Source organism: Escherichia sp. MOD1-EC5433, from assembly GCF_002966005.1.
GTDB classification, from domain to species: domain Bacteria; phylum Pseudomonadota; class Gammaproteobacteria; order Enterobacterales; family Enterobacteriaceae; genus Escherichia; species Escherichia ruysiae.
This window is the reverse complement of sequence record NZ_PTRL01000008.1, coordinates 172,776-185,354: the sequence shown is the minus strand read 5'-3', so window position 1 is coordinate 185,354 and position 12,579 is coordinate 172,776. Positions and strand designations below refer to the sequence as shown.

The window sequence follows — 12,579 nt, the reverse complement described above, 5'->3', positions numbered from 1 at the left end:
TGAATACATGAAGAAAAATACAATAATTCAGTATGTTGTCTTGTCGTTGACTCTGCTTAATGCACATGTCGGGACGGCTGGACCTGAGCAGGTCAGTATGCATATTTATGGCAATGTGGTTGATCAGGGCTGCGATGTCTCTACTAAAAGCGCATTACAAAATATCCATATTGGTGATTTTAATATCAGCGATTTTCAGACCGCGAATACCGTAAGCACTGCTGCTGATTTGAATATTGATATTACCGGCTGTGCCGCTGGTATTACTGGCGCGGATGTCCTTTTTAGCGGCGAAGCTGATTCCCTTGCACCGACATTACTCAAATTAACCGACACAGGCGGAAGCGGTGGAATGGCAACGGGGATTGCCGTGCAAATTCTCGATGCACAAACCCAGCAAGAAATCCCGCTCAACCAGGTACAGCCGCTCACCCCCTTAAAAGCAGGGGATAACACACTCAAGTATCAACTGCGTTACAAGTCTACAAAGACGGGAGCAACGGGCGGTAATGCGACTGCTGTCCTGTATTTTGATCTGGTTTACCAGTGAAGGAGTGATGTTGAAACGGATAATCTTGATTCTGTGCTTGCTGGGATTAACGGGAGGCGGCACGGTGTTTGCTCATGATGGCACGGTAAACATCAGTGGATCGTTTCGCCGTAACACGTGCGTACTGGCACAGGATAGCAAGCAAATTAATGTACCGTTAGGTGATGTCTCGCTGACGCGTTTTTCTCATGGGAATTATGGTCCGGAGAAATCTTTCATGATTAATTTGCAGGATTGCGGAACAGATGTCAGCACGGTAGACGTCACCTTTTCAGGAATACCCGACGGAATACAGAGCGAAATGCTGTCCATTGAAAGTGGTACGGATGCAGCCAGTGGGCTGGCTATTGCGATTCTGGATGATGCGAAGATATTGATACCGCTTAATCAGGCGAGCAAAGACTACAGCTTACATAGCGGTAATGTGCCATTAACGTTTTATGCGCAACTGCGACCTGTCGGTGGCGGTGTGCAGTCGGGCAATGTGAGTGCCAGCGCGACATTTGTACTTCATTATGACTAATATCTGGAACAGATTTACGCTGTCTATTTTTGTCGTCTTACTCCTGCTGGTAGCGGGAGAGTTACAGGCGGGGGTTGTGGTTGGGGGAACGCGATTTGTCTTTCCTGCTGACAGAGAATCGATTTCGATTTCACTGACCAATACCAGTCAGGAATCCTGGCTTATCAACAGTAAAATTAATCGCCCTGTACGCTGGGCGGGGGGAGATGCACCTGCCACATCAGCACCATTACTGGCAGCTCCGCCGCTTTTTCTGTTGAAGCCGGGAACCACAGGAACGTTGCGCTTGCTGAAAACTGAAAGCAATTTATTACCTACGAATCGTGAAACGCTATTCGAATTAAGCATTGCCAGCGTGCCTTCTGGCAAAGTGGAAAATCAAAGCGTGAAAGTGGCGATGCGTTCAGTATTTAAACTGTTCTGGCGACCCGAAGGTTTGCAAGGCGATCCGTTGGAGGCTTATCAACAATTACGCTGGTCACGGACTTCGCAGGGGGTGCAACTGATTAACCCCACGCTTTACTACATCAACTTGATTCAGGTTAGCGTAAATGGTCAACCGCTAAGCAACGCGGGGGTTGTGGCTCCTAAAAGTCAGCGTCAGACAAGTTGGTGCCAGTCAGTGGCACAGTGCCAGGTCTCCTGGCGGACGATAAATGATTACGGCGGTTTGAGTGAAAAGAAGGAGCAAAATCTGCCCTAAAACAGGTTCAGAAAACGTTTGCGCTTTTTTTGCCACAGGTCAATTCCCTTTTGATCCGAACTCACACATAATACGCACCCGGTTTGCACACCGGGAATCCAGGAGAGTTCATGTACTACCCCTTCGTTCGTAAAGCCCTTTTCCAGCTCGATCCTGAGCGCGCTCATGAGTTTACTTTTCAGCAATTACGTCGCATTACCGGAACGCCGTTTGAAGCACTTGTTCGACAGAACGTTCCAGCGAAACCGGTTAACTGCATGGGACTGACCTTTAAAAATCCGCTTGGTCTGGCTGCCGGTCTTGATAAAGACGGGGAGTGTATTGACGCTTTAGGCGCAATGGGATTTGGATCGATCGAGATCGGCACTGTCACCCCTCGTCCACAACCAGGAAATGACAAGCCACGTCTCTTCCGCCTGGTGGATGCTGAAGGTTTGATCAACCGTATGGGCTTTAATAACCTCGGCGTTGATAACCTCGTTGAGAACGTTAAAAAAGCACATTATGATGGCGTACTGGGAATTAATATCGGTAAAAATAAAGATACACCGGTTGAGCAAGGCAAAGATGACTATCTGATTTGTATGGAGAAAATCTACGCCTATGCAGGATATATCGCCATCAATATTTCATCACCGAATACCCCAGGATTACGTACTCTGCAATATGGCGAAGCACTGGATGATTTATTAACGGCAATTAAAAATAAGCAAAATGATTTGCGAGCGATGCACCATAAATATGTGCCGATCGCAGTGAAGATCGCGCCGGATCTTTCTGAAGAGGAGTTGATCCAGGTGGCCGATAGTTTGGTACGCCATAATATTGATGGCGTTATTGCGACTAATACCACCCTCGATCGTTCTTTAGTTCAGGGAATGAAAAATTGCGAGCAAACCGGTGGCTTAAGTGGTCGTCCGTTACAATTAAAAAGCACAGAAATTATTCGCCGCTTGTCGCAGGAATTAAATGGTCGTTTACCGATCATTGGTGTTGGTGGTATTGACTCGGTTATCGCTGCCCGTGAGAAGATAGCCGCAGGAGCCTCACTGGTGCAAATTTATTCTGGTTTTATTTTTAAAGGGCCGCCGCTGATTAAAGAAATCGTTACTCATATCTAATTATTTCTTTCACTTTCTCTTTATAAGATAATCAGGGCTTTATTTTCAGCCCTGGTTGTTTTATATTCATTCCTGTTACTTATTTAGACATTTTGTACTTTTCTTGTTGAGGTTATTAAGCAAAGCAACAATGGAATGTGTTGCAGTGAATTTATAGGGTAGAGGAGAGGCATATGCGAATTAAACCAGACGATAACTGGCGTTGGTATTACGATGAAGAGCATGATCGAATGATGCTTGATTTAGCCAATGGTATGCTGTTTCGCTCACGTTTTGCACGTAAAATGTTGACGCCGGATGCTTTTTCTCCTGCGGGATTTTGCGTTGATGACGCCGCGCTCTATTTCACGTTTGAAGAAAAATGCCGCGACCTTAACTTATCAAAAGAACAAAAAGCTGAACTGGTGCTTAATGCACTGGTAGCGATTCGTTATCTCAAACCGCAAATGCCGAAAAGCTGGCATTTTGTTTCTCATGGCGAAATGTGGGCACCAGCGTCGGGTGATGCTGCCTGTGTCTGGTTAAGCGACACCAATGAGCAGGTCAATTTACTGGTTATTGAATCTGGCGAAAATGCCGCACTGTGCCTGCTGGCGCAACCTTGCGTCATTATCGCCGGGCGCGCCATGCAACTGGGTGACGCCATCAAAATTATGAATGACAGGCTGAGACCGCATGTAAGTTATGACAGCGTCAGCCTTGAACAAGCCGTTTAACTTTTCAGTTTCAATGCAGTCTTCGGTACGCAACTACAGCAAAGAATTGTTCCATCGTCGCTCATAGCTGATTTTTTCAGCGGGGTGACTTCGCCTTCGAGAAGCTGAACACGACAACTTCCACATATGCCGGCACGGCAAGAATAGGGAATACGAATCCCTTGATTTTCTAATTGTTCCAGCAGTACCTGTTGGTTATTACCGCGAAATGCCCGCCCCTGCCAGTTGATATCAACATTCGCATTCGGTTGTTGGGGCGCAGGGAAAGTATCGTCCGTTGCGGCCGCACCGTAGACTTTTGCCGGTGCTGTCGCCAGGATTTCCACCTCATCGCCAACACGGATAACACCACTGTTACGGGCAATTAAGTTTTGACCGAAATCGACATCGCCGTTATCCTGGGCTGTACGGAAAGATTGCAGCGTTTTTAATGGTTCGCCAGCCGGATGCTTTTGCCCTTTTTCCGGGCTAACGGTGGTGAAAATACAACGGCTACAAGGTTTCACCACATCGAACACCACATCGCCAATACGAATCACTTTCCAGGTGTCTTCTTCCCACGCGGCTACGCCAGAAATAACCAGATTGGGGCGGAATTGTTCCATTTTGACACTTGCCGGACAGCGTTGTTGGAGATCGCGCAATGAAGCTTCATTGACGAGCAGATACGGATAGCCATCAGCGAATGACAGGGGTACAGTGTTGTGGCGTTTTACGCGCCGCGTCATCTGCGGCCCCACCCAGCGCAATTGCACGTCGCGGGAGAAAAATCCGCTTAACCATTTGTTAATCTCATCTGGCGCAATGCGCGCAGTAAAATGGTTACCCCACACTTCCGTTGGTGCGTCCTGTTTGGCGAAATCGGCAAAGCGGACCCACGCGCTGCTACCATCGGGCGCGGTGAGATGTAAGCCGTCATGCACGGGAGAAGGGGTAAACCGTACCATTTGCGGAAACTGACGAGCGGTAATAAACGTACCGTCAGGTTCTGTCAGCATAAAAATGCGATCGAAGGCCAGCCCGCTGATATCTGCAAGAGCGTGTGTCAGACCGATGCCACGCATGGATTTAACAGGATGAATAAAAAGCCGGGTTAATGTCGCCACGGTGCGGTCCCCAAATGAAAATAAGCCCTCAACTTTATGACATGACGGACTTATTAGCTATAATGCGCAACAATTTTCTTAGAGTAAAAGTGACGATATGAATTCTCTGTTTGCCAGTACGGCCCGTGGGCTGGAAGAGCTGTTAAAAACTGAACTGGAAAACCTGGGGGCCGTTGAATGCCAGGTGGTTCAGGGTGGGGTCCATTTCAAGGGCGACACGCGGCTTGTATACCAGAGCCTGATGTGGAGCCGCCTGGCCTCGCGTATTATGTTGCCGCTGGGCGAGTGTAAGGTTTACAGCGATTTAGACCTCTATCTCGGCGTTCAGGCGATCAACTGGACAGAGATGTTTAATCCTGGCGCGACCTTTGCTGTCCACTTTAGCGGTCTGAATGACACTATCCGCAACAGCCAGTACGGCGCGATGAAAGTTAAAGACGCAATTGTTGATGCTTTCACGCGTAAAAATCTGCCGCGACCAAATGTTGATCGCGATGCGCCGGATATCCGCGTTAATGTCTGGCTACATAAAGAAACCGCCAGTATCGCTCTCGACTTAAGTGGTGATGGTTTGCATCTGCGTGGTTATCGTGACCGTGCCGGTATTGCGCCAATCAAAGAAACACTGGCGGCTGCCATTGTGATGCGATCCGGCTGGCAGCCAGGAACACCACTGCTTGACCCGATGTGTGGTTCCGGTACGTTGCTGATTGAAGCAGCGATGCTGGCGACCGACCGCGCGCCGGGCTTGCACCGTGGGCGTTGGGGCTTTAGCGGCTGGGCGCAGCACGACGAAGCTATCTGGCAGGAAGTGAAAGCGGAAGCGCAAACTCGCGCCCGTAAAGGCCTGGCTGAGTATAGTTCTCATTTTTACGGTTCGGACAGCGACGCACGGGTGATTCAACGTGCGCGCACTAACGCCCGTCTTGCGGGGATTGGCGAACTGATCACTTTTGACGTGAAAGATGTCGCGCAACTGACCAATCCGCTGCCAAAAGGACCGTATGGTACAGTACTGAGCAACCCGCCGTACGGCGAGCGTCTGGACAGCGAACCGGCGCTGATTGCGCTGCATAGTCTGTTGGGTCGAATCATGAAAAACCAGTTCGGTGGCTGGAATCTCTCTTTATTCAGCGCCTCACCGGATTTGTTAAGTTGTCTGCAATTGCGCGCAGACAAACAGTACAAGGCGAAAAATGGCCCGCTGGACTGCGTGCAGAAAAATTACCACGTTGCTGAAAGTACTCCGGACAGCAAACCGGCGATGGTGGCGGAAGATTACGCCAACCGTCTGCGTAAGAACCTGAAGAAATTCGAAAAATGGGCGCGTCAGGAAGGGATTGAATGTTATCGTCTGTATGACGCCGATTTGCCGGAATACAACGTCGCTGTTGACCGCTACGCCGACTGGGTGGTCGTGCAGGAGTACGCGCCGCCGAAGACCATCGATGCGCACAAAGCGCGTCAACGTCTGTTCGATATTATCGCTGCGACCATTTCGGTACTGGGGATTGCGCCAAACAAACTGGTGCTGAAAACCCGTGAACGCCAGAAAGGCAAAAATCAGTATCAGAAACTGGGCGAGAAGGGCGAGTTTCTTGAAGTCACCGAATATAACGCGCACCTGTGGGTGAACCTGACGGATTACCTCGATACGGGTTTGTTCCTCGATCACCGTATCGCCCGTCGTATGCTCGGTCAGATGAGTAAAGGCAAAGATTTCCTCAACCTTTTCTCCTATACCGGTAGCGCCACCGTGCATGCGGGATTAGGCGGTGCACGCAGCACCACCACCGTGGATATGTCGCGTACTTATCTGGAGTGGGCAGAACGCAACCTGCGTCTGAATGGCTTAACCGGTCGTGCGCATCGCCTGATTCAGGCCGATTGCCTGGCGTGGTTGCGTGAAGCTAATGAACAGTTCGATCTGATCTTTATCGATCCGCCAACCTTCTCTAACTCAAAACGAATGGAAGATGCGTTTGATGTTCAGCGCGATCATCTGGCGCTGATGAAAGATTTGAAACGTCTGCTGCGTGCAGGTGGGACGATCATGTTCTCGAACAACAAACGCGGCTTCCGTATGGATCTTGACGGACTGGCAAAACTGGGACTGAAAGCACAAGAAATTACGCAAAAAACGCTCTCCCAGGATTTCGCCCGTAACCGCCAGATCCACAACTGCTGGCTGATTACCGCAGCCTGAAAGGAATAGTAATGTCATTAATCAGTATGCATGGCGCATGGCTGTCGTTCAGCGACGCGCCGCTTCTCGATAACGCAGAACTGCATATCGAAGATAACGAACGTGTTTGTCTGGTGGGCCGCAACGGCGCAGGCAAATCGACGTTAATGAAAATCCTCAACCGTGAACAAGGGCTGGATGACGGTCGCATTATTTACGAGCAAGATTTGATTGTAGCTCGTCTGCAACAGGATCCGCCGCGTAACGTTGAGGGTAGCGTTTATGATTTCGTTGCCGAAGGCATTGAAGAACAAGCGGAATATCTGAAACGCTATCACGATATTTCGCGCCTGGTGATGAACGACCCGAGCGAGAAAAATCTCAACGAACTGGCGAAGGTTCAGGAACAGCTGGATCACCACAACCTGTGGCAGCTGGAAAACCGCATCAACGAAGTGCTGGCGCAACTGGGGTTAGATCCTAACGTTGCGCTGTCGTCACTTTCCGGCGGTTGGTTGCGTAAAGCGGCGTTGGGACGCGCGCTGGTGAGCAATCCGCGCGTGTTACTGCTTGACGAACCGACGAACCACCTGGATATCGAAACCATCGACTGGCTCGAAGGTTTCCTGAAAACCTTTAACGGGACGATTATTTTTATCTCCCACGACCGTTCGTTTATTCGCAATATGGCGACGCGTATTGTTGATCTCGATCGCGGCAAGCTGGTGACCTATCCAGGGAATTACGACCAGTATTTACTGGAAAAAGAAGAAGCCCTGCGCGTGGAAGAGCTGCAAAACGCCGAGTTCGACCGCAAACTGGCGCAGGAAGAGGTGTGGATCCGTCAGGGGATCAAAGCGCGTCGTACCCGTAACGAAGGTCGCGTGCGTGCATTGAAAGCGATGCGTCGTGAACGTAGCCAACGCCGCGAGGTAATGGGTACGGCAAAGATGCAGGTGGAAGAGGCCAGCCGCTCCGGTAAGATCGTTTTCGAAATGGAAGACGTTTGCTACCAGGTTGACGGCAAGCAACTGGTGAAAGATTTTTCTGCCCAGGTTCAACGTGGCGACAAAATTGCCCTGATTGGCCCGAATGGCTGTGGTAAAACCACGCTACTGAAACTGATGCTCGGTCAACTTCAAGCGGACAGCGGGCGTATTCATGTCGGCACCAAACTGGAAGTGGCTTACTTCGACCAACACCGCGCGGAACTCGATCCCGATAAAACGGTAATGGATAACCTGGCAGAAGGTAAGCAAGAGGTGATGGTTAACGGTAAACCACGCCACGTGCTGGGCTATTTGCAGGACTTCCTGTTCCATCCGAAACGAGCGATGACGCCGGTGCGTGCGCTTTCTGGCGGGGAACGTAACCGTCTGCTGCTGGCGCGCTTGTTCCTTAAGCCAAGCAATTTACTGATCCTCGACGAACCGACCAACGACCTTGACGTCGAAACGCTCGAACTGCTTGAAGAGCTAATCGACAGCTACCAGGGGACGGTGTTGTTAGTAAGCCACGATCGTCAGTTTGTCGATAACACCGTTACAGAATGCTGGATCTTCGAAGGCGGCGGCAAAATTGGTCGTTATGTTGGCGGTTATCATGATGCCCGTGGTCAGCAAGAACAGTATGTGGCGCTTAAACAGCCTGTAGTGAAAAAAACCGAAGAAGCGGCAGCGCCAAAAACAGAAACTGTAAAACGCAACACTAGCAAACTAAGCTATAAATTGCAGCGTGAACTGGAACAGCTTCCTCAATTGCTTGAAGATCTGGAATCGAAGCTGGAAGCCTTACAGGCGCAGGTGGCGGATGCCTCCTTCTTCAGCCAGTCTCATGAACATACGCAAAAAGTGCTCGCTGATCTGGCTGCTGCGGAGCAGGAGTTGGAGCAGGCTTTTGAACGCTGGGAGTATCTTGAAGCGTTAAAAAATGGTGGCTGATCGCAAAACAGTTGATTGATATAGAGGCTGATGACAAAGGTAAAATTGCCTGATGCGCTACGCTTATCAGGCATGGGGGAAACTATTTATATTCTCTCAGACCGGTAAAGGCACCTATGCTGCATCCGGCATGAAAAAAGGACACTTTGTCAGCAATCTGTAGAATAGCGCATCATTAAGGAGTACCAATGTGCGAACATCATCATGCCGCGAAGCATATCTTATGCTCGCAGTGTGACATGCTGGTGGCATTACCCCACCTTGAGCATGGTCAGAAAGCGGCATGTCCTCGGTGTGGCACAACGTTAACCGTTGCGTGGGACGCGCCCCGGCAGCGTCCTACCGCCTATGCGTTGGCCGCACTGTTCATGCTGTTGCTGTCCAACTTATTCCCTTTTGTGAATATGAACGTCGCAGGAGTTACCAGTGAAATTACATTACTGGAAATTCCGGGCGTGCTGTTTTCTGAGGACTACGCCAGCCTCGGCACTTTTTTCTTGTTGTTTGTGCAACTGGTTCCTGCATTTTGCCTGATTACCATTCTGCTTCTGGTGAATCGCGCCGAATTACCGGTACGTCTGAAAGAGCAACTGGCACGGGTGCTCTTTCAACTCAAAACCTGGGGAATGGCAGAGATTTTCCTCGCGGGTGTGCTGGTCAGTTTCGTCAAACTGATGGCCTACGGCAGTATTGGTGTGGGCAGCAGTTTTCTCCCCTGGTGTTTATTTTGTGTGCTGCAACTGCGCGCCTTCCAGTGCGTTGATCGTCGCTGGTTGTGGGATGATATTGCGCCGATGCCAGAACTACTTAAGCCGTTAAAACCGGGCATTACGGGTATCCGACAAGGATTGCGCTCTTGCTCTTGCTGTACGGCGATCCTTCCCGCCGATGAAACGGTGTGCCCGCGTTGCGGCACGAAAGGATACGTTCGGCGCAGAAATAGCCTGCAATGGACGCTGGCGCTGCTTGTTACGTCCATCATGCTGTATCTCCCGGCTAATCTATTACCCATCATGGTGACCGATTTATTAGGTTCGAAGATGCCGTCGACGATTCTCGCCGGGGTCATCCTGTTGTGGAGTGAAGGTTCTTACCCTGTTGCTGCGGTTATCTTTTTAGCCAGTATCATGGTGCCAACGTTAAAGATGATCGCCATCGCATGGTTGTGCTGGGATGCCAAAGGGCACGGCAAGCGTGACAGCGAAAGAATGCATTTAATTTATGAAGTTGTTGAGTTTGTAGGCCGCTGGTCGATGATTGACGTTTTCGTGATTGCGGTGCTCTCGGCGCTGGTGCGTATGGGAGGTTTAATGAGTATTTATCCGGCAATGGGTGCGTTAATGTTTGCTTTAGTCGTCATAATGACAATGTTTTCTGCGATGACGTTTGATCCACGCTTGTCGTGGGATCGTCAACCTGAATCAGTGCATGAGGAGTCCTGACAGTATGGAATCTAATAATGGGGAAGCCAAAATCCAGAAAGTGAAGAACTGGTCTCCCGTGTGGATATTTCCTATCGTCACGGCGCTTATAGGGGCGTGGGTTCTTTTTTATCATTACAGTCATCAGGGGCCGGAAGTTACCCTGATCACCGCGAATGCGGAAGGGATTGAGGGCGGCAAGACTACCATTAAAAGCCGTAGTGTTGACGTCGGCGTGGTCGAGAGCGCAACGCTAGCCGATGATTTGACGCACGTTGAAATCAAAGCGCGCCTGAATGCCGGTATGGAGAAGCTGCTGCATAAAGATACCGTCTTCTGGGTGGTAAAACCGCAGATAGGTCGAGAAGGTATTAGTGGCCTGGGCACACTGCTTTCCGGTGTGTATATCGAACTGCAACCGGGGGCGAAAGGCAGCAAACAGGCAAGTTATGATTTGCTCGATTCGCCACCGCTGGCACCGCCTGATGCGAAAGGTATTCGTGTGATTCTTGATAGCAAAAAAGCCGGACAACTCTCGCCGGGAGATCCGGTGCTGTTCCGTGGCTATCGGGTAGGTTCGGTTGAAACCAGCACCTTCGATACGCAAAAACGCAATATCAGCTATCAACTGTTCATCAATGCGCCTTATGACCGGTTGGTGACCGGCAATGTTCGCTTCTGGAAAGATAGTGGCATTGCGGTTGATCTGACGTCAGCGGGAATGCGCGTAGAGATGGGCTCGTTGACAACGCTACTCAGCGGCGGCGTCAGCTTTGACGTGCCGGAAGGTCTGGATTTAGGGCAGCCTGTTGCGCCGAAAACCGCATTCGTTTTGTATGACGACCAGAAGAGCATTCAGGATTCGCTATACACCGATCACATTGACTATCTGATGTTCTTTAAAGATTCGGTACGAGGCTTGCAGCCTGGCGCTCCGGTAGAATTCCGGGGTATTCGCCTGGGTACAGTAAGTAAAGTACCTTTCTTTGCGCCGAATATGCGTCAGACATTTAATGATGATTACCGTATTCCGGTACTTATTCGCATTGAACCGGAACGGCTGAAAATGCAGCTTGGCGAAAATGCGGATGTCGTTAAGCACCTTGGAGAGTTGTTGAAACGTGGTTTACGCGGATCGCTGAAGACCGGAAATCTGGTCACTGGCGCGCTCTATGTTGATCTCGATTTCTATCCAAATACGCCAGCAATAACCGGTATTCGTGAATTTAATGGTTATCAGATTATCCCGACCGTTAGCGGCGGTCTGGCGCAAATCCAGCAACGTCTGATGGAAGCATTAGATAAGATCAACAAGCTGCCGTTGAATCCGATGATTGAGCAGGCGACCAGTACGCTGTCTGAAAGCCAGCGCACGATGAAAAACCTGCAAGCGACGCTGGATAGCATGAACAAGATACTCGCCAGCCAGTCGATGCAGCAGTTGCCCACGGATATGCAGTCAACGTTGCGTGAGCTGAATCGCAGTATGCAGGGCTTCCAGCCTGGCTCCGCAGCCTACAACAAGATGGTGGCGGATATGCAGCGGCTTGATCAGGTGTTGCGTGAACTGCAACCGGTGCTGAAAACGCTTAATGAGAAGAGTAACGCGCTGGTATTTGAAGCGAAGGACAAAAAAGATCCAGAGCCGAAGAGGGCGAAACAATGAAAAAGTGGCTAGTGACGATTGCGGCACTGTGGCTGGCCGGATGCAGCTCCGGCGAGATCAATAAAAACTATTACCAGTTACCTGTTGTGCAGAGCGGTACGCAAAGTACCGCCAGCCAGGGCAATCGCCTGTTATGGGTAGAGCAAGTCGTTGTTCCAGATTATCTGGCGGGGAATGGGGTGGTTTATCAGACCAGTGATGTGAAGTATGTGATTGCCAATAACAACCTGTGGGCCAGCCCGCTGGATCAACAGTTGCGCAACACCCTGGTTGCTAATCTGAGTACGCAGCTCCCCGGTTGGGTGGTTGCCTCCCAGCCTCTGGGAAGCGCCCAGGACACGCTCAACGTAACCGTAACGGAGTTTAACGGTCGCTATGATGGCAAGGTCATTGTCAGTGGCGAGTGGCTGTTGAACCACCAGGGACAATTGATCAAACGACCGTTCCGTCTGGAAGGGGTGCAAAATCAGGATGGCTACGATGAAATGGTCAAAGTGCTGGCCAGTGTCTGGAGTCAGGAAGCCACTGCTATTGCGCAAGAGATAAAGCGTCTACCTTAATTATAAATATTTGTAAATATAACCGTCTCCGGCATGTAGCCTGAGGCGGTTTTTTTGTTTAATCCATCGAGAAAAACTTGTTCCGCTT

Annotated in this window: 11 protein-coding genes; 10 read left to right on the top strand and 1 reads right to left on the bottom strand. The window is 50.2% G+C overall.

The window, feature by feature from the left end:
• Positions 1-7 precede the first annotated feature (7 nt).
• The 5 genes from C3D30_RS16890 to zapC all read left to right on the top strand — a co-directional run bounded on the left by C3D30_RS16890 (position 8) and on the right by zapC (position 3,613).
• On the top strand, positions 8-550 hold the full coding sequence (locus C3D30_RS16890) for a fimbrial protein (protein ID WP_016231655.1): 543 nt from the start codon (positions 8-10) through the stop codon (positions 548-550).
• Between the two features lie 7 nt (positions 551-557).
• Complete coding sequence (locus tag C3D30_RS16885) at positions 558-1,073, top strand: fimbrial protein (RefSeq protein ID WP_105287158.1); 516 nt, start codon at positions 558-560, stop codon at positions 1,071-1,073.
• Positions 1,066-1,776 carry a fimbrial chaperone gene (locus C3D30_RS16880; RefSeq protein WP_105287157.1) on the top strand — a complete coding sequence of 237 codons (711 nt, stop codon included), beginning with the start codon at positions 1,066-1,068 and terminating at the stop codon, positions 1,774-1,776. The genes C3D30_RS16885 and C3D30_RS16880 overlap by 8 nt, the downstream gene beginning before the upstream one ends.
• Before the next feature lie 110 nt (positions 1,777-1,886).
• Positions 1,887-2,897, top strand: coding sequence for a quinone-dependent dihydroorotate dehydrogenase (pyrD, locus tag C3D30_RS16875; RefSeq protein WP_105287156.1), 1,011 nt, complete (start codon positions 1,887-1,889; stop codon positions 2,895-2,897).
• A 173-nt stretch (positions 2,898-3,070) separates the two neighbouring features.
• Positions 3,071-3,613: a cell division protein ZapC gene (zapC, locus tag C3D30_RS16870; protein WP_001220664.1), complete on the top strand. Its 543-nt coding sequence runs from the start codon at positions 3,071-3,073 to the stop codon at positions 3,611-3,613.
• Here zapC and C3D30_RS16865 read toward each other — a convergent pair.
• The gene (locus tag C3D30_RS16865; protein WP_105287155.1) at positions 3,610-4,719 is read right to left on the bottom strand and encodes a YcbX family protein; all 1,110 of its coding nucleotides are present in this window, start codon (positions 4,717-4,719) and stop codon (positions 3,610-3,612) included. The two genes, zapC and C3D30_RS16865, sit on opposite strands and share 4 nt — an antisense overlap.
• A gap of 97 nt (positions 4,720-4,816) precedes the next feature.
• Between C3D30_RS16865 and rlmKL the strand changes: the two genes are divergently transcribed.
• The 5 genes from rlmKL to pqiC all read left to right on the top strand — a co-directional run bounded on the left by rlmKL (position 4,817) and on the right by pqiC (position 12,491).
• Positions 4,817-6,925: a bifunctional 23S rRNA (guanine(2069)-N(7))-methyltransferase RlmK/23S rRNA (guanine(2445)-N(2))-methyltransferase RlmL gene (gene rlmKL / locus C3D30_RS16860; RefSeq protein WP_105287154.1), complete on the top strand. Its 2,109-nt coding sequence runs from the start codon at positions 4,817-4,819 to the stop codon at positions 6,923-6,925.
• Between the two features lie 11 nt (positions 6,926-6,936).
• Positions 6,937-8,844 carry an ABC transporter ATP-binding protein gene (locus C3D30_RS16855; RefSeq protein ID WP_000053105.1) on the top strand — a complete coding sequence of 636 codons (1,908 nt, stop codon included), beginning with the start codon at positions 6,937-6,939 and terminating at the stop codon, positions 8,842-8,844.
• 188 nt (positions 8,845-9,032) lie between these two features.
• A complete protein-coding gene (pqiA, locus tag C3D30_RS16850; RefSeq protein WP_000333155.1) occupies positions 9,033-10,286 on the top strand; it encodes a membrane integrity-associated transporter subunit PqiA in 1,254 nt (417 codons plus the stop codon).
• A gap of 4 nt (positions 10,287-10,290) precedes the next feature.
• Positions 10,291-11,931: an intermembrane transport protein PqiB gene (gene pqiB, locus C3D30_RS16845; protein ID WP_000445526.1), complete on the top strand. Its 1,641-nt coding sequence runs from the start codon at positions 10,291-10,293 to the stop codon at positions 11,929-11,931.
• Positions 11,928-12,491: a membrane integrity-associated transporter subunit PqiC gene (gene pqiC, locus C3D30_RS16840; RefSeq protein WP_000759127.1), complete on the top strand. Its 564-nt coding sequence runs from the start codon at positions 11,928-11,930 to the stop codon at positions 12,489-12,491. Before pqiB ends, pqiC begins: the two co-directional genes overlap by 4 nt.
• The last annotated feature ends 88 nt before the right edge of the window (positions 12,492-12,579 follow it).